An 18521-nucleotide genomic window follows, 5' to 3' on the forward strand; every position below is an offset into this window, starting at 1 on the left:
TCTGATTTTTGAACAAGATTTTAGATAAAACCCTAAGAAAACAGGCTTTTCAGTCTCAGTATGTTTTCATAAATCAAATCGGAGTCTTATATCAATATATTATGAATCGGATTTCTTGAGTATTTTGAAGATTTAGTAAATAAGTTCATGTAACCTTGTACTTCATGATAATTAAATAGTTACAGCATGGGTTCAACCAGTTGGAAAAAAACCAAAATATTTGACCTAATTACTCAATCATTTGCGTAATAAATTAATGGATTATCAGGAAATAAATTATCTGATTTTTTAGAGTAGGCGTTTCGCTTGCAACCAAGGGCTGGCTTTTCGGATCAGCCCACAGTAAGTAATTGGAGATTTTTTCTTGAGAAGTTCCTAACTAAATAGTTAATTTTTTTCAGTATGAAATTACGCAAATGACAAGTAATCTACATTGAACTGATAAACAGTTTTTTGATTGATGCTGAACTTACATATTTAGTGAGAAATTTAGGAGAGATAATATGGCTTTCGGTACTACAAATCCTGACACGATAAATGGGAGTTCGGGAAATGATACCATAGTTGGCTGGGCTAGTGGTGGTAATGCCAATAGTACTTCCGGTAACGATATCTTGAATGGTTTGGCTGGTAACGATTCCCTTGCAGGTGGGACGGCGAACGACACTCTCAGCGGTGGAGATGGCAATGATACACTTGATGGGGGCACAGGAAACAATACTTTAAAAGGTAATGCAGGCAGTGACACCTTCAAAGGTAGTCAGGGTAACAACAACATTGATGGCGGAGATGGCTTTGATACCGCAGATTACAGTCAATTAGGTCAAAGCATTACCTTGTCAGGTGTTGGAACTATTCAAAAAGCTGGGGGATTGGGGAAAGACCAACTCTTTAAAGTAGAAAAGGTTATTGCTAATGCTAAGGTCGCCAATAACACTATAGATGCATCCCAATCTGTGGCTGGGGTATCTATCGCAGTTAACCTGCAAACCCAAAGTTTGGCTGCCAATAATGTTCCTGGTTTGGGTAAATTGTCATTTATCGCAGTCAACTTTGATAATGTCATCGGCACAAATGGAAATGACAGCATTGCTGGTGACAGCCAAAATAACCAGTTATCCGGTAATAATGGCGATGACACACTTAATGGCGGTTTAGGTATTGACACTTTGAATGGAGGGTCAGGTGATGATACTTACTTCGTTGACACGACTCTTGATACCATTACAGAGGCTGAAAATTCAGGCATAGATACCGTCCGGTCTTCTGTCAGCTACACACTAGGAGCTAATCTGGAGAACCTGAGGCTAAGAGAAGGTGGCAACATTACTGGGACAGGTAACAGTCTTAACAACTTCCTTTTTGGTAATACTTCTAATAACACTCTAAATGGAAGAGCAGGTGATGATACGCTAGACGGTAGTAATGGCGATGATATCCTCAATGGTGAGGACGGTAATGATAGCCTACAAGGCGGGCCGGGTAATGAAATACTCAATGGGGGATCTGGAAACGACATCCTCATTGGTACTTTTCCTGGTAGTCCGCTTCCACCCGGATTAGGAGAAACTGATACCTTAACTGGTGGGACTGGGGCAGATAGATTTATCCTGGGGGACGCTGTAAATATTTTCTACGACGATAACAACAACGCAAGTTCTGGCTTTGGGGACTACGCTACTATCACTGACTTCGACTCTAGCCTAGATCGAATCGAACTCAAAGGATCTTTACAGGACTATCGCCTGCAAGTTGTTGGCAGCAATACACAAATATTCTCAGACAAACCGGGAGCAGAACCAGATGAGATCATAGGTATTGTGCTGGGGAAAAACAATCTCAGACTTGATAGTGATGACTTCCTTTTCTTTGAGGGGGAAAATCCTGGAGAAGGTACAAACAACACACTGGCTACTGCTGAAGGTTTAGGTTCCTTATCATCAGGCTCAAACATTAATCTTTCAGCCCAGATTGCCACAGTTCAACCAGGGGGCGATCCCGATTTCGACTTTTTTAAATTTTCTTTAGCAAATCCAGGAACTGTCACTATTAAGACAGTGACATCAGGAGATACAGTTCTGGGACTGTTTGACGATACTGGGATTAAGAATTTACTGCAAACGAACGACGATAATGGCGGTAGCAATTCGTCATTAATTACCAGTTCCCTGAGTGCAGGTACGTACTACATTTCAGTGAGTAAATATGCTTTCTTGCCTGAAGATGGCGGAATTTTCTCTGGTAGCAGTTCTAATCCTGATTTTTCTTATACACTAGGAGTCAGTATTACATAAGAACATTGTTAACTTAAGAAAGTACTAATATCAGAAGGCAGATTCAAGGATACTTTTCCTCGTGACTAGGGGAACACGGCAACGTGTTCTCCTTTATTTGACATGAGACTATTTACAAACTAGTACTTATCTCCAAGAGCAACACATCTTAATTGTTTCTAATTGATTAGCGTTCTAAAATTATCTTGATAATTGCAATTTTAGGTAAATGATAAACAAAACTAATCACCTAGACAAATTGAATTGTCAATAGTTGCAATAAAACCGATGAAATCCCTCAAAAGTCCCTCATCCAGCTTTTATAATTCCCAAGCATCAGAACAAACTTCTCAATTTGCGTATAGACCGTTTGGTGGCCAAACTCAAAAAGCATCTTTTACGCCATTGGCAAATTCCTCTCAGAACCAGACATTACAATCGAAACCACCCTGAAACTCAATTATATTACCGAAACACATTCCACTAACTCAGGTCAGCAATACCCACCAACTAAGTCTGCCATAATAATTCCAGTACCTCTCAAAAGCGCATTCGCTAGCTAGAAGAATATCATGCCGGAAAAATCATCGTATAATATTACACTTGACAACCAAGACATTATCATCAAATTCAATAAGAATATTCTTGATCTTGAAAGCCTGACTAAATTTTTAGAATATCTGGAGTTAGAGACAATTAGAAAACGCAGTAATCTAACTCAAGAGCAAGCCACCATCTTAGCTGATGAAATAGACAGCGATGTGTGGTTAAAAATCAAGCATAAATTTGTAGGATAGTCGGTAGTGTCAAGACAACAGCTGATTATTGTTGATACCAATATATTATTTTCAGCGTTGCTAAAGAGTCAATCTAGTTTTACCGAGATACTCATAGGCTCAGATTGCCGTTTTTTCGTCTGCGAGCAAGTTGTGGTTGAACTATTTAAACGCAAGGAGAAATTAGTTAAAGTCAGCCAACTATTAGAAGATGAAATAGTGCGAATTTACCAAATATTGCTGAAACGAATTACTCTTTATAAAGAAGATTTAATTTCCCCGGAAAATCGAGCAACAGCCTACGCTTTATGTCAAAATATTGACGAAAGCGATACTCCCCACGTAGCACTAACATTGGAATTCGAGGGCTTATTGTAGACAGGGGATAAAAAACTCGAAGAGGGATTGAAACGAAAAAACTTTAACCAGTTTTTTGAAAACAGCAGCTTGTAGGAAATGCTCAAAAACTTAAGAATCCCTGGAATTACCTCTGGAATTCGCTGCCAGCATATCCTAAAGATATTTGATAAAGATATTTTGCAACTTTAATCACATCTTTGTATGGCAGATCATACTGAAACTCATCAACTTAACACTGAACTAACCCTACACGACTCCTCCCAAACACCCCTAACCATTCGCGCGATCGCCCTAACTCTAATCAAACAAAACAACGAACTCATCGCGTGGTTTACGCCAATGTCACGATGATGGATGAATACCTGCCAGGGATGATGTCTGTGATTTATGGTAATGTCTCACCAGAAGAAGCGATCGCCAAAATCGAGGGATCAGCAGTGCGATCGCCTGTCTTGTTGGTTGCGTTAGCGACAGCTCAACGCACCAAACCAATCAATTAAGGTGTATTGCGGGGGTAGAACTCCAAATATTTGGTGGCGTATCCAAAATCATCCTTAAAATATACCGAAACCGAAAAATTAGCATGGAAAAGTATTTTATCTTGGCTTAATGCGGTGCACTCGCCTCTGTTATCAGTAGCGGGATGCGATCGCGCTTGGCATAAATCCAACTTATAATGGTGCTTGACGGCGCAAAGATCCAAAAGATTCCAAAATATTAACCTTCATAGCCCCAAACGACCCCTACCCAAAAGCGATCGCCTGATAATAGTAACAATTGCCACTATAACTTCTGCTGCGGTTGAGTATTTCTAAGTCTTGATTTAAATTCCCAACTAAACCTTTGCTTCCAAAGATTTGAGTAACTCGGTATTCACGCCTGATTCACGAGTTAGGGCAATTTTGCCAGTGCGAGCGATTTCTTTCAAACCAAATTTTTGTAATACTTGCACAATCGCTACCATTTTACCTGGATCTCCCACAACTTCTAAGGTGAGAGAATCTTCAGCCACATCCACGACTCGCGCCCGGAAAATTTGAGACAATTCGATTACTTCTGAGCGATTGCTGCTACTAGCATTCACCTTCAAAAGCATCAATTCCCGCTCTACACAAGGAGTTTCGGTGATATCCTGGACTTTTAGGACATTGACTAACTTATACAGTTGCTTAGTGAGTTGCTCGATCACGCGATCGTCACCAGGGACAACCATTGTAATTCGGGAGACTCCTCCTTGTTCAGCAGGGCCAACAGCAAGGCTTTCAATATTAAAGCCGCGACGCGCAAATAAACCAGAAATGCGGGAAAGAACACCCGCCTCATCTTCTACAAGAACTGAAAGGGTATGTTTCATCTTCGCCAACAGAGGCTAGAGCAGGAATTGAGTAACGCAGACACTAGCAAAGGGCAACGCTAGACCTACTACCGCACTAAATTTTCAGTGCGACCTTCTATTGTAAACTTAAGCGCTGCACTCATTGCATTCTCAATCGATAAATTGTTTATAAATCCGATCGCAAGCAAAAATTTCGTTGAATGCATATCTTTTTGTTGACAGATGCAGCATTTGTGGCAAACCTTTTATACTCAGATTTGATAAGCCTCTAATAGGAGAAAAGGTTTTATGGGTTGGCTACAAAGATTGTTTGGAATGGAAAAACCTCAAAATGCAGAAGTAAATCCGGCTCCACAGGCTGTACAACAAGCTCCTAGTAGTGATGTCGCTAGTGCTACGCAATCAATACCTCCAGAACGTCTAGGATTAAGCGGAGAATATGACCAAAGTGGTTTAGCAAAGCGGGTAGCGTTGGCATTTGATGAAGATCCCCAACTCGACGATGTTGATACCCTTTGGGTTGCTCAGACGGGTAGCACTGTAGTGTTGAAAGGTAAAGTTCCCAGTCAAGAAATTCTCAACAAAATGATTTCTGTGGCGCGTTCTGTAAATGGTGCTACAGATGTTGACACTAACCAGGCGACGATTGGCTAGTTACTGCTGATGCGATCGCACACAAAGCATAACATTTAGGGAATAACCAAAGGTTGGCGATGCCTGCGGCGGGCTTCGCCTACGCTAACCCATCTTTCAATCCAATCTAAAATCGCTTGGTTAACTTGTTCTGGAGATTCATCATGGGGACAATGCCCTACGTCTTCCAGATTTAGCAGTTCCAACTTCTGGTTATATTGGGCAAATTGGCTAGCCAGGGCTGGCGGCACAAACCGATCTTTTTGTCCCCAAATTAAAAGCATGGGAATTGTTAAGGTTGGTAATACTTTCTTGACACTGGGACTGAAATTAATTCCAATCGTCGCTTTGAACAAAGCACTAAATGCCCTTGCTGAACCTCGGTCTTGGGGAGGCTCTGCTAAAATTTCGATGAGTTCATCGGTAATCGCTTCTGGGTTAGCGTAGGCGAGACTAGCCCAGCGACGCAGCACCCCTGGACGGCGTACGAAGTTAAATACAGGTTTAAGTATCAACGGTGAAGCGACAATATTTTTAATTGCTGTGACAAGTGGGCGCAGCACAGGAGGAATTGCTTCTTGTTCTAATGACGGATCTGGTAAACTCATCATTACCATACCCAGCACCATATCCGCGTGGGCGGCGGCGGCGGCCATAGCTATCAGTGAACCGTTGGAATTGCCTATTAATATCGCTGGTTGACGGATAAATGTTTTCCAGAAATCGTAAACCTGCTCAACCCAGAGTTCGATGCTGTAATTAGCTGCGGCTTTTTCAGAAGCGCCAAAACCCAACATATCTATGGCGTAAACTGTGTGATGCTCACCCAACACCTCTAAATTATGTCGCCAATGACCAATGGAAGCACCAAAGCCATGTAACAGAATTAGTGGTGTTGTATTGGGGTGACTTTGGCTAGGGCGAATGTAAGTATAGCGGGTTTGCCAGCCACGCCAAATCCAATCTCTTTGATTACCAACCCGTTCCTGCCAGTGTACCGTAGTGGTCACACCTACCTCCAATTTATCAGCGCTGAAATACCATTATAAGAATTGGGAATTGGGGATTGGGCATTGAAAAAGAAGAGGCAGGAGGCAGAAGTTCTTTAATTTTGAATTTTGAATTTTGAATTTTGAATTGATTTGTCCTCCTTGTCCCCTTGTCCCCTTGTCCCCTTGTCTCCCCTGCTCCCCAGTCCCCATTCCCTATTTACCTGACAAATTGGGGCATAATTTCGGCAGCGGTGAATATTCCATAGATGCCGCGTTGGTGCAATTGTCTGCCAGCTTTAAGATAACCAAAAGCAGGGCCACAGACATTAGCTGCCATGCTGGTTTCATCTCCGAGAGTAAAGGTATGGGTGGAAATCTTCCCTTCAAAGGTACGTCCTGTTACCTTCACATTGGTACTGAGGGGCTTTTTGGGATTGCGGGTATCAACTACACCACCAACTGTAACGCGATCGCGCCCTACTATCCCTGCAACTTCTAACATCACATCATCAGCGTGTTCCATATTTGTCAAGGTCAGCACGCCATTAGTTTTATCTAGTAGTGCTTCTACTTGGGCGTCAGTCATCGCCCTGGCAGTTTCTACTGTATAACCAGGCATGTGGCCGATATCTTCCCGAACAGTGGCGCGGTAAGCTTCCCAATTAGCAATTCCCACCCCAAAGGTAATTTCAACTTGATGAATTTCGGCGTAACTTTGAGCGGCTAAAGCTGCTGCTGCTGTTAATAGTCCAGGGGTAGCACCACATCCTGTCATATAGGTAATCCCGGCGGCTTGTAGTTCCTCTTTCATCGCTAAGAGTTGTTCTACAGCAGTGGTGCGTTTAATCGCATCTACTAGTACCCCACGCCAACCAGATTTGATAAATTCCTTGGCGACAGTGGGAATAAAGTCATTGGGTAGGTTGGGTAAAGCCAAAAAATACCCATCTACTTCAGCTATTTCAATTAAATCCTGAATACTTTGATTTGTTAATGTACCAATTGGCTCTAAATAACCCACTGAACCTCGGGACTGATAGATTGCAATGGATTCTTCAGTATTTAAACCGTCAGCAGCATAAGCGTAGCCTTTATGATCTGCTGCTGCAACTAAAATTATTTCTTGTTTACCAGCAACTACCTTAGCGGCTGCTTGTCCAAGTCCGCCGAAACCCAGTACTCCCACACGTATCGCTGGCGAAATATTTAGAGGATTTTTGATTTGTTCAGAATTCATAGTTAATTCGTTAAGTTGAATTAAAAGCCTAGAGTATTCTGCATCTCAGCTTCCGGCTGGTAACTGATGGCTGATAACTCAAAGCTATAGAGATTAATTATGATTCATTATCCTGGGTTCTTTAGCTGGATATTGCAGATATTTATCTGTGAGCGATCACTTTTGAGTTTTTTGACTGAAAATATACCAGATTTAAAGCAATGGTCGCAACTGGCAACCTAGAACAAAGCTCAAGAATACTGGCTAAACTTGACCAACCAAGGCAAAAGTAAAAAGTTAAAAGGCAAAAGTAAAGAAGTAATATTTATAGGGTCACAAGCCCAATAATTTATTAATGAAAAAAAGTCAAGAGTTTTTTCGAGACGCACAGCAAAGGCAGCCGTGTGGGCGGGTTTCCCGACTTGAACGAACTGCCGTCGAGAAAAAAGCGTCGGCAACAAAATCCCCTAATTTTAATTATGGGTATTATCTTTTTACTTTTTACTTTTTACTTAAATTTACTAGTATTGAGCAACACACTGCTAAGGCACAATCAGCACTGGGCAAGGGGAAAGGTTAATCACGCGAGTAGTAACGCTATCATCAGCTCCTTCTTCAGTCAAGCCTAGCCCTCGACAGCCCATAATAATTAAATCTGCCCCGATTTCATCGGCAACATCGCAGATCGTAAAAGCTGGTTTGCCTCGCCTTTCCAGAATTTCAGATTGAATTCCTTGCCCAGAAAATAAAGATTGGGCATTTTCCAGCAGTTTCGCAACTACCTCTGGCGACACCATCGGATCATCAGCACTAGGCGCATCTGGAAGCGGTTCTTCTACCACAGACAGCAGCACCAAGCGACTGCTGTACTTTTTGACTACGTTGGTGACAACATCAGCAGCTTCCCGCGTTTCCCGGCTTTGATCGATAGGAAATAATACCGTCTTAAATATATCTGTCACTTGGGTACCCCTGACTCCGGTAAAATCTTGATGGTTCTACTTTCAAAACAATAACAAAAAGGCAATCAGGAGAGATTGGTGTGTCCAAAAAAAGTTTAGCAAGTTTATCTTCGGCTGATATCTCTGGGAAACGTGCCTTAGTGCGGGTTGATTTCAATGTGCCTGTGGACGATCAAGGCAACATTACTGACGATACTCGCATTCGCGCTGCTCTACCAACCATCCAAGATTTGACGCAGAAGGGAGCTAAGGTCATTCTCACCAGCCATTTTGGCCGTCCCAAGGGTGTGGATGACAAATTACGCCTAACTCCCGTTGCCAAGCGTCTGTCTGAGTTACTGGGGCAAGAAGTCATTAAAACTGATGATTCCATTGGTGATGAAGTTGCAGCTAAAGTTGGCGCGTTGCAAAATGGCCAAGTGCTATTACTGGAAAATGTCCGTTTTTACCCAGAAGAAGAGAAAAACGATCCAGAATTTGCGAAAAAATTGGCAGCTAATGCTGATTTTTATGTAAATGATGCTTTTGGTACTGCACACCGCGCTCATGCTTCTACTGAAGGCGTTACCAAATTCCTCAGTCCTTCTGTAGCTGGATATTTGGTTGAGAAGGAATTAGAATATCTCCAAAACGCCATTGAAAATCCCCAACGTCCTTTGGCAGCAATTATTGGTGGTTCCAAAGTTTCCAGTAAAATTGGCGTAATAGAAACGTTGCTGGAGAAGTGCGACAAGCTGATCATCGGCGGTGGGATGATTTTCACCTTCTACAAAGCCCGTGGTTTGAATGTTGGTAAGTCTTTGGTGGAAGAAGACAAGCTAGAACTAGCGAAATCTTTGGAAGCTAAAGCTAAGGAACAGGGCGTTACCTTCTTGTTACCCACGGATATTGTATCAGCAGATAAGTTTGCTCCTGATGCTAATGCGACAACCGTCAGCATTGAGAACATCCCCGATGATGGTATGGGTTTGGATATTGGCCCAGACTCAGTAAAAGTTTTCCAAGAAGCCCTTGCAGATACCAAAACAGTAATTTGGAACGGGCCGATGGGTGTGTTTGAATTTGATAAGTTTGCCGCAGGTACAGAAGCGATAGCTCATACCCTTGCTGATATCGGTAAAACTGGCACAACTACCATCATTGGCGGTGGCGACTCAGTAGCAGCTGTGGAAAAGGTTGGTTTAGCCGATCAAATGAGCCATATCTCCACTGGCGGCGGCGCTAGCTTGGAGTTACTTGAAGGCAAGGAATTACCTGGAATTACAGCTTTAGATGATGCTTAACAAAATTAGCTCTTAAGTTACTGAAAAAATCTGGTAGTTTTTGACAATTGTAGTAAGGGTGCGGTATACCGTACCCTTACTGTATTTATTAGCATTTTTGGCAACCATACTACCAAAGTTGTGGAGGTGAAAGCGTAATGGCAAGAATTGAAGAAATTTCTGTCAAAAACTATAAGGTTATGCAAAATATTACCCTAAAAGATATCAAACCTTTTTCTGTTTTCCTTGGGCCTAATGGTAGTGGCAAGACTACTTTTTTTGATGTGATAGGTTTTCTTTCAGATTGCCTTACTACTAATGTTCGCAAAGCCTTAGAAAAGCGAGGAAGATTTCAAGAAGTTATCTCCCGTGATTGTCAAGGTCAAGAAATTGAAATTGTAATTAAGTATCGGGAAGATAATAAATCTCCTAAAATCACCTATACAGTTGCTATTGCTTTAGAAAATGGAGCGCCAATTGTTTCAAGAGAAACTCTTAAATGGAAGCGCGGTTCTCATGGAAAACCATTTGATTTTCTTAAGTTTGAAAATGGTGGAGGTGAAGTAATTAGTGGTGAAGATCCCGAAATTAATGACAAAAGGATTCATTATCAAATGGATGACCCCAGTTCCCTGGCTATTAAAACTATAGGTCAATTATCAGATAACCCACGCATTGCTAGTTTGCGCCGTTTTATTGAGGAATGGTTTCTCTCTTATTTCATACCAGATCAAGCTCGTCAACTAGCGACTGCTGGTGCAATGGAAAATCTTTCTCGTGAAGGAGACAATATTGCCAATGTAGTTCAATACCTTGCTGATGAACATCAAGAAACTTTATCCAAAATTTTGAAGTTACTGGCTAGCCGTGTTCCCCAGTTAGAAAATGTGGAATCGGAGCCAACGATTGATGGCAGATTAGCTCTTTTATTTAAAGATGCACCTTTTAATAAACCGTTCCTAGCAAGGTTTTCCTCAGACGGAACACTAAAATTACTAGCGTATTTGATATTATTAAATGACCCTAATCCTCCTCAGTTACTTTGCATTGAGGAGCCTGAAAATGGACTGCACCATCGACTGCTTGATTCTTTGAGTGAGGAAGCCCAGGCTTACTCGCAACGTGCACAAGTATTTGTTTCTACCCATTCGCCATTTTTTGTTAACACAATAAAAGATGCTAGACAACGCTGGATTTTCCAACGTGATGAGAAGGGTTATGCAACTGTTACAAGGGCTGACCAAATCCATGATGCTAAACATTTTATAGAATCTCAAGCAGGCTTAGGTGATCTCTGGTCTGAGGGATATCTTAGAGGATTACCTTACTAGTAGTAGCAATTATGCATATAGAGTTTTTAGTAGAAGAACCTTCAGCTGAAGTTGCTTTAAATTTTATTGTACCTAAAATTATAGGTGATACTCATACGCTGAAAATTCATAACTTTCAAAATAAAGATAGACTTTTAAAAAGACTGCCAGAGCGGATGAAATCTTATGCTAACTTTGTGCCTGATGACTTGCGAATTGTGATTCTAGTAGATGAAGATAGATGTGATTGCCAAGAATTAAAAAGGAAACTTTGTGATGCTAGCAGTGTTGTGACTAAACACAAAGGAAATATTGTTCTCCATAGAATCGCTGTAGAAGAACTAGAGTCATGGTTTATAGGTGATGTTACAGCAATTAGGGCTGAATATGAAAAGATTCCTGTTTCTTTATCCCAGCAAGCTAAATTTCGGAATCCAGATAATATCAAAGGTGGTACATGGGAGCAGCTAGATAAGATCCTAAAAAAATATGGCTATGAGACAGGCTTACAAAAAATCGACTTTGCTGAAAAAGTTTCTCCACACATGGATGTATAAAACAATCTCTCTAAAAGTTTTTAGATTTTTCGAGATGGACTAAGAAGCATTGTCAAATAAAATTTATTAATCAGGTACTTGCTTGCACTAACTTACATAAATTTGGTAAAAACTGTGGAAATTAAATGGCTGGAATGGGCACAGAAGTTACAAGCGATCGCTCAAAATGGTCTAACCTATTCTGAAAACCCTTTTGATATCGAACGTTACAAACAATTACGAGCAATCGCCACAGAAATCTTGGCGAGTTACTCAAATGTAGAACACAGCTATGTCCTCGATTTATTTAGCCGTGAATTAGGATATGCAACTCCCAAAGTTGATGTGCGAGGAGCAATTTTTCGTGATGATACTATATTGTTAGTTAAGGAACGAGTAGACGGCTTCTGGACTTTACCTGGTGGATGGGCTGATGTTGGCGAGTCACCCAGTGAGGCAGTTGTGAAAGAAGTATATGAAGAATCTGGATACCAAGCACGCGCTATCAAACTCTTAGCAGTTTATGACAGAAACAAACAGGGACATCCACCATTACCGTTTTATATCTACAAGCTGTTTTTTCACTGTGAACTTATTGGTGGTTCTCCATCATCAAGTATTGAAACTGAAGAAGTAGGTTTTTTCCCTGAAGGTGCCTTACCAGAACTTTCTCTCGGACGTGTGACACCAGCACAAATAAATCGACTTTTTCAACATTATCGCCAACCAGATTTACCGACAGACTTTGATTAGTAGCCCCCTCCAATATTTAATATACTTTGTCAACTGTTTTAGGTAAGACACTACTACACAAATTTTCTAAGCTAGAATACCAAAGTTGTGTTTTAGACACATCCGACAATTCAATTGCCAAAAAGCGATTATTTTTATGAATTACTACGTAATCTACGACGGAAATTGTAATCTTTGCGTTTCCCTAGTGCAATTGCTAGAAACCTTAGACAAGGGAAAGCTGTTTCGCTACAGTCCCATGCAAGATGAGCAGACACTTTTACAGTGGGGAATTTCAGCCCAAGATTGCGAACAGGGAATGATTTTAATTGATGGCAATGAACCTCAAAGACGTTGGCAAGGCAGTAATGCAGTAGAAGAAATTGGGCGGTTGTTGCCAGTAGGAAGTATATTTGTAGACGCTTATCGAGCATTACCGGGGATAAAATGGGCAGGCGATCGCTTTTACGAACAAATCCGCGATAACCGCTACGCAATCTTTGGTAAGCGTTCTCATACGTATGAGTCGGCATACTGTGTAGATGGTAGCTGCAAATCAACTTAAGTTAAATAGTCCGTTATCAACCGCAGCTACACCAAGCTTTACCCAACTCCGTAATACCAATTCAAAATTCAAAATTCAAAATTCAAAATTAAGAAAGCTAGACAGAACAAAGGTATGTCCGTATGTATATGTCGCATTCTTTTTTCAAATTGGTATAAGTTTCAAAATTCCCTCCTGCCTCCTGCCCTTTAACTTGAAAGTGCTGAGTGCTGAGTAAAAATACTAGTTCCTAGCCCCCTGCTCCCTGCTCCCTACTCCCTGCCTATTTTCATGCTTGGTGATGTACGAAGTTCATGGGGACTGCCTCCTTATTTGTCATTAGACAGAATTTATTCTGCTAAAAAATCCGCCTCCAGATGCTAGCAACAAGTCTGGTAGACTAACGATTATGCTATCTGGCGTGTTTATAAACATTGTGCAATCAATGACATTTGCGATCGCCTACGACGGGCGGGTACGCCATCGCGGCATAATTCGGCACAACAAAGAATCTGACGGGAGGATACTGCGTGAAAATTGGTGCTAACTACTTGGGTAACGGAGAGTGTGAATTCACAGTCTGGTCTCCGCTATTAGATAGCGTTACGGTAAAAATTTTGACGCCAGAACAGCAGTTAATTCCCCTCAAGCCTCAGTCTGAGGGATACTGGCACAAGAAAGTCAGCGATTTATATCCAGGTACGCTTTATCAGTATGTCTTGAATGGCCAAGACATTTTTTCCGATCCGGCGTCGCAGTATCAACCAGAAGGGGTGCATGGGCCGTCGCAAATTATCGATCATCATTTTGAGTGGACTGATGAAGGCTGGACGGGTATTCCTGTAGAGTCGATGATTTTCTATGAAGTTCACGTTGGGACATTCACGCCGGAAGGAAGTTTCACCGCAATCATTCCCCGTTTACCGGAACTGAGGGAACTGGGAATTAACGCCATTGAAATCATGCCCATTTCCCAGGTTCCGGGAGACACTCATATTGAGGCAAGTCTTGCATATCGCAACTGGGGCTATGATGGCGTTTATCCTTATGCTGTGCAAAATTCCTATGGTAGTCCAGATGAACTCAAGCAACTGGTAAATGCTTGCCACCAACACAATATCGCTGTTGTGCTGGATGTGGTATATAACCATTTTGGGCCGGAAGGCAACTATATGAGTCAGTTTGCGCCCTACTTTACTAAAACCTATAAAACGCCATGGGGCGAAGCGCTGAATTTCGATGATGCCCATAGTCAGGGTGTGCGAAATTATTTTATCGAAAATGCGCTGTACTGGTTGGGCGAATTCCACATTGATGCATTGCGGCTGGATGCCATTCAAGCAATTTACGATTTGGGTGCTAAACATTTTTTATGGGAATTGGCGGAAGCAGTTCATCACTTCTCACAACAAGGGCAAAGATGGAAACGACATTTGATTGCCGAAAGTGACTTGAATAATCCGCAAATCATTCGTCCGGTAGAATTGGGTGGATATGGACTTGATGCTCAGTGGAGTGATGATTTTCACCACGCATTGTATGCTCTGTTGACAGGCGATCGCCAAGGATATTATCAAGATTTTGGGAAATGTGCTGATTTAGCAAAAGCTTATAGCGATACTTTTGTCTACGATTGGAAGTACGCACCACACCGCAAGCGATTTCATGGCGTATCTTGTCGCGATCGCCCTTTGTCACAATTTACAGTGTGCATTCAGAATCACGATCAAATCGGCAATCAAATGAAAGGAGAACGCCTCAGTCAAAAGATCTCTTTTGAAGGATTAAAGTTAGCTGCTGGTGCTGTGCTGCTTTCACCCAACTTACCCCTGTTATATATGGGAGAAGAATACGGCGAAACAGCACCCTTTATTTACTTTGTCAGTCACTCCGATCCCGATTTGATTCAAGCAGTTCGAGCCGGACGAAAACAAGAATTTGAAGCATTTCACTTTGCAGACGATCCCCCAGATCCAGAATCGGCTGAAACTTTTCTAAAGTCTAAACTTAATTGGGAATTACGCAATGATGGTAAGCACAAAGTTCTCTGGGATTGGTATCGCCAATTAATTAATTTACGGAAGACACATCCAGCCCTTCTCAACCAAGACCGCAATTTCATCGAAGCGACTAGCGATGAAGAAAAGGAGTTGGTCATTGTACGGCGTTGGTGCGAATCGAGTGAAATAATATTTGTGATGAATTTCAATTCGTCGGCGGTGACAGTGACTTTGCCGTTTGAGCAAAATGCTAATAAGTTGTTAGACTCAGCTGATACCTCATGGTCTGGGCATGGTTCCCAAGCCCCTGAAAATCTGTCTGTGAGCCAAGAAGTGAAATTGCAACCTACTAGTCTAGTACTCTATGAAAAAGGATGAGGGGAAGAGTTATACCAATTCAAAATTCAAAATTCAAAATTCAAAATGAAGAGAACTAGATATCACAAGGGTTTGAGAGTGTATATCTGTCGCATTCTTATTTCAAATTGGTATTAGAACTTAAAGTTTCAGCCTGATAACCTCAACGTTCGAGTAAAAAGGCTTAACCTTTGAGCAAAAAGGCTTAACCTTTGAGCAAAAAGGCTCAAACTCCCTTACCTCTCAAAACATTTTAGGTAAGATCCCCTTGCCTGCGGCGACCCTCTTAAAAAAGGGGTAAAGATCGGAAAAAGCCCTGCTTTTTAAGCAGGGTTGGGGGGATCTTTGAGAGACAAACATGTTAACCGAACCGTATCGCCCCATCTCTCATTAGAACAAACTCATGCGAATTCCTACCGCCACTTATCGAATTCAGTTTACACCTCAGTTTGGCTTTGACAACGCTAAAGCGATCGCAGCTTATCTAGCAGATTTGGGCATTTCTGATTTATATGCCTCCCCCATTTTCAAAGCCCGCTCCGGGAGTACGCACGGCTACGATATAGTAGATGCCAATCAACTTAACCCAGAACTGGGAACTAATGAATCCTTTGATGCATTAGTTGATGAAATTCAATCCCTTGGTATGGGCTGGTTACAAGATATTGTGCCAAACCACATGGCCTATACCAGCGAAAACCCTTATTTAATAGATATCTTGGAATACGGTCCAGATTCCAGCTATACTGACTACTTCGACCTTTCTTGGAATGCTCCCTTTGGCGATCGCCAAGAGCGAATTCTTGCGCCATTACTGGGAGATTTCTACGGTGTATCCTTGGAAAACGGACATATTCAACTGCAATATGAACAAAACGGTTTAACTGTAAACTATTACGCCTTAAAACTGCCGTTGCGGTTAGAGTCTTACACAAAAGTTATCACTCAGAATTTAGGTAGACTCACGCGCACACTGGGACGTAATCACCCCGATTTTATTAAGCTATTGGGCATTCTCTACATTCTCAAAAATGTGCCCTCAGAGGTTGCGGGAAAACAGCGACAAGACCAAATCGCATTTATTAAAGGATTGATTTGGGAACTTTACACCACAAACGATACTATCCGCGAGTTCATTGACGAAAACATCCAAACTTTCAACGGAGAACCAGGCAATTCAGAAAGCTTTAACCTCCTAGATGATTTACTGAATGACCAATTTTTTCGTCTCGCCTTCTGGAAGGTTGGAGCGGAGGAAATGAACTACCGCCGTTTCTTTACTGTCAATGAATTGATTTCCGTTAAAGTTGAAGAACTGCGAGTTTTTAATAATACTCACAGCTTTATTCAGAAGCTGGTTGAGGAAGGCAAATTTACAGGTTTAAGAATTGATCATATTGATGGACTTTATAACCCAATCCAGTATATCCAAAGGCTACGGGAAAAAATGGGTGATGTTTATATTACGGTTGAGAAGATTTTAGAACTCACCGAAGATTTGCCGGAAAATTGGGAAATTGAAGGTACATCTGGATATGACTTTTTGAACTATGTAAATGGCGTATTTTGTCAAACAGAAAATGAATCGCAGTTCGATAAAATTTACCAAAACTTTATTGGTTCACGAGTAGATTATGCTTCAGTGGTAGAGGATAAAAAGCACCTAATCCTGGAAAAGAATTTAGCAGGTGATATTGACAATCTGGCTTCTTTGTTAAAAAATATTTCTAGCAAATATCGCTATGGCAATGATTTTACCCTGAATGGATTAAAAAGAGCGATCGCCGAAGTTTTGACACAGTTCCCGATTTACCGTACCTACATTACACCAGATGGAATTGAGGATAGCGATCGCTCTACCATTGAAGAAGTAATTCGTCAAGCCAAAGAACAAACGCCCCTGTTACAGCACGAACTGACCTTTATTGAAAAGTTAATGCTGCTAGAGTTTGATAATTCTCTGACTCAAACAGAACGCGAACAGTGGATATATTTTGTCTTGCGAATGCAGCAATACAGCGGGCCGCTAATGGCTAAAGGCGTAGAAGACACCTCTTTATATGTTTACAATCGGTTGCTGTCGCTAAATGAAGTTGGAGGTAATCCTGGTCATTTTGGGATTCCAGTAACCAAATTTCATGCCTTTAACAAACAGCACCAAGTAACCTGGCCCCACACAATGAACACCACAGCCACCCACGACACTAAACGCGGCGAAGATGTCCGGGCCAGGTTGAATGTCCTCTCAGAAATCCCTGATGAGTGGGATCAGCAGGTAAATACTTGGAGCGCCATAAATCGAGAACATCGTAGCGATGGCGGTTTTGCAAACATTTTCGGTGTACGCCACGGCTTCGCTATCCCTGATCGTAACGATGAGTATTTTCTCTATCAAACCTTGATAGGAGCGTTTCCTTTTGCGGAACACGAATATGCATCCTTCGTGGAACGGGTGAAGGAATATATAATAAAGGCAATACGAGAAGCAAAAGTGCATACAGCCTGGCTACGACCTGATAGCGAGTATGAACAAGCTTGTACTTCCTTTATTGAGAAAGTACTCGATCCTGCCATATCTGGGGAATTTCTAGAAGCCTTTCGTCCTTTTCAACAGCGAATTGCATACTATGGAATATTTAATTCTCTTTCCCAAACTCTACTGAAGATTACCGCACCTGGCGTACCCGACTTATACCAGGGAACGGAACTTTGGGAACTGAGTTTAGTCGATCCAGACAATCGCCGTCCCGTTGATTTTGAGCAGCGACGTACTTACTTAAGCGCCATCCGCGAACAGGCAAAAACAGACATTCTTGGACTAATTCAGGAGTTACTAAACGACAAAACAGACGGTAGAATCAAACTGTTTTTAACGGCTCAATTACTCCAAGCCAGAACAAACTATGTCTCATTATTCCAGGATGGCGACTATTTGCCATTAGAAGCGCAGGGAACCTATGCCAATCACATTATCGCCTTTGCGCGGCGGGAGGGAAATCAAACAGCGATCGCGATCGCGCCACGCTTTTTAACCAGCCTCATCCAGCCAGGAGACAATCCCTTGGGCGAGTCAGTTTGGCAAGATACGCATCTGCAATTACCCCCTGGAACTTCCCGCACCTGGAAAAACGTCCTCACTCAGGAACCCCTACAAGCTACAGAAACATTATCTATCGCAGCAGCCCTCGCCCATTTTCCAGTTGCACTATTAGTCAGTGACTAACGGGCATGG

The 18521-nt window shown here is 41.9% G+C and carries 17 protein-coding genes; 13 read left to right on the plus strand and 4 right to left on the minus strand.

Annotated elements, in window-relative coordinates; genetic code table 11:
* The first annotated feature begins 503 nt into the window (after nucleotides 1-503).
* The 5 genes from V7K56_RS33265 (at nucleotide 504) to V7K56_RS33285 (ending at nucleotide 3909) form a co-directional block, all read left to right on the plus strand.
* Nucleotides 504-2294 (plus strand): DVUA0089 family protein, encoded by a 1791-nt coding sequence (locus V7K56_RS33265; RefSeq protein WP_334917817.1) that lies wholly within the window; start codon nucleotides 504-506, stop codon nucleotides 2292-2294.
* A gap of 551 nt (nucleotides 2295-2845) precedes the next feature.
* Entirely contained in the window at nucleotides 2846-3070 is a 225-nt protein-coding gene (locus tag V7K56_RS33270; protein WP_334917819.1) for a hypothetical protein, read from the plus strand.
* Between the two features lie 6 nt (nucleotides 3071-3076).
* Nucleotides 3077-3427 (plus strand): PIN domain-containing protein, encoded by a 351-nt coding sequence (locus V7K56_RS33275; RefSeq protein WP_334917821.1) that lies wholly within the window; start codon nucleotides 3077-3079, stop codon nucleotides 3425-3427.
* 183 nt (nucleotides 3428-3610) lie between these two features.
* Nucleotides 3611-3760, plus strand: a complete 150-nt coding sequence (locus V7K56_RS33280; protein WP_334917823.1) for a hypothetical protein — start codon at nucleotides 3611-3613, stop codon at nucleotides 3758-3760.
* Nucleotides 3736-3909, plus strand: a complete 174-nt coding sequence (locus V7K56_RS33285) for a hypothetical protein (RefSeq protein ID WP_334917825.1) — start codon at nucleotides 3736-3738, stop codon at nucleotides 3907-3909. Before V7K56_RS33280 ends, V7K56_RS33285 begins: the two co-directional genes overlap by 25 nt.
* A gap of 335 nt (nucleotides 3910-4244) precedes the next feature.
* Here V7K56_RS33285 and ilvN read toward each other — a convergent pair whose 3' ends face one another.
* Nucleotides 4245-4763, minus strand: a complete 519-nt coding sequence (gene ilvN, locus V7K56_RS33290) for an acetolactate synthase small subunit (protein ID WP_069069184.1) — start codon at nucleotides 4761-4763, stop codon at nucleotides 4245-4247.
* Between the two features lie 270 nt (nucleotides 4764-5033).
* Here ilvN and V7K56_RS33295 point away from each other — a divergent pair, with 270 nt between their 5' ends.
* Nucleotides 5034-5399, plus strand: coding sequence for a BON domain-containing protein (locus V7K56_RS33295; RefSeq protein WP_334917828.1), 366 nt, complete (start codon nucleotides 5034-5036; stop codon nucleotides 5397-5399).
* Nucleotides 5400-5434: 35 nt separating this feature from the next.
* On the opposite strand, the gene V7K56_RS33300 is transcribed toward V7K56_RS33295, so the two are convergent.
* The 3 genes from V7K56_RS33300 to V7K56_RS33310 form a co-directional block, all read right to left on the minus strand.
* Nucleotides 5435-6388, minus strand: a complete 954-nt coding sequence (locus tag V7K56_RS33300; protein WP_334917830.1) for an alpha/beta fold hydrolase — start codon at nucleotides 6386-6388, stop codon at nucleotides 5435-5437.
* 199 nt (nucleotides 6389-6587) lie between these two features.
* Nucleotides 6588-7607, minus strand: coding sequence for a (S)-8-amino-7-oxononanoate synthase BioU (gene bioU, locus V7K56_RS33305; protein ID WP_334917832.1), 1020 nt, complete (start codon nucleotides 7605-7607; stop codon nucleotides 6588-6590).
* Nucleotides 7608-8128: 521 nt separating this feature from the next.
* On the minus strand, nucleotides 8129-8539 hold the full coding sequence (locus tag V7K56_RS33310) for a universal stress protein (protein WP_334917891.1): 411 nt from the start codon (nucleotides 8537-8539) through the stop codon (nucleotides 8129-8131).
* An 89-nt stretch (nucleotides 8540-8628) separates the two neighbouring features.
* Between V7K56_RS33310 and V7K56_RS33315 the strand changes: the two genes are divergently transcribed.
* The 7 genes from V7K56_RS33315 to treY all read left to right on the plus strand — a co-directional run bounded on the left by V7K56_RS33315 (nucleotide 8629) and on the right by treY (nucleotide 18512).
* On the plus strand, nucleotides 8629-9831 hold the full coding sequence (locus V7K56_RS33315; RefSeq protein ID WP_334917834.1) for a phosphoglycerate kinase: 1203 nt from the start codon (nucleotides 8629-8631) through the stop codon (nucleotides 9829-9831).
* Between the two features lie 137 nt (nucleotides 9832-9968).
* Nucleotides 9969-11141 carry an AAA family ATPase gene (locus V7K56_RS33320; RefSeq protein WP_334917836.1) on the plus strand — a complete coding sequence of 391 codons (1173 nt, stop codon included), beginning with the start codon at nucleotides 9969-9971 and terminating at the stop codon, nucleotides 11139-11141.
* Between the two features lie 11 nt (nucleotides 11142-11152).
* The gene (locus V7K56_RS33325) at nucleotides 11153-11677 is read left to right on the plus strand and encodes a DUF4276 family protein (RefSeq protein WP_334917838.1); all 525 of its coding nucleotides are present in this window, start codon (nucleotides 11153-11155) and stop codon (nucleotides 11675-11677) included.
* Nucleotides 11678-11791: 114 nt separating this feature from the next.
* Entirely contained in the window at nucleotides 11792-12409 is a 618-nt protein-coding gene (locus V7K56_RS33330) for an NUDIX hydrolase (protein WP_334917840.1), read from the plus strand.
* 136 nt (nucleotides 12410-12545) lie between these two features.
* Entirely contained in the window at nucleotides 12546-12953 is a 408-nt protein-coding gene (locus V7K56_RS33335; RefSeq protein WP_334917842.1) for a thiol-disulfide oxidoreductase DCC family protein, read from the plus strand.
* Nucleotides 12954-13462: 509 nt separating this feature from the next.
* Entirely contained in the window at nucleotides 13463-15310 is a 1848-nt protein-coding gene (gene treZ / locus V7K56_RS33340) for a malto-oligosyltrehalose trehalohydrolase (protein WP_334917845.1), read from the plus strand.
* Between the two features lie 382 nt (nucleotides 15311-15692).
* Nucleotides 15693-18512, plus strand: a complete 2820-nt coding sequence (gene treY / locus V7K56_RS33345) for a malto-oligosyltrehalose synthase (protein WP_334917847.1) — start codon at nucleotides 15693-15695, stop codon at nucleotides 18510-18512.
* Nucleotides 18513-18521: the final 9 nt, after the last annotated feature.

Origin of the sequence: Nostoc sp., from assembly GCF_036917535.1 — a bacterium.
Lineage (GTDB): Bacteria > Cyanobacteriota > Cyanobacteriia > Cyanobacteriales > Nostocaceae > Nostoc.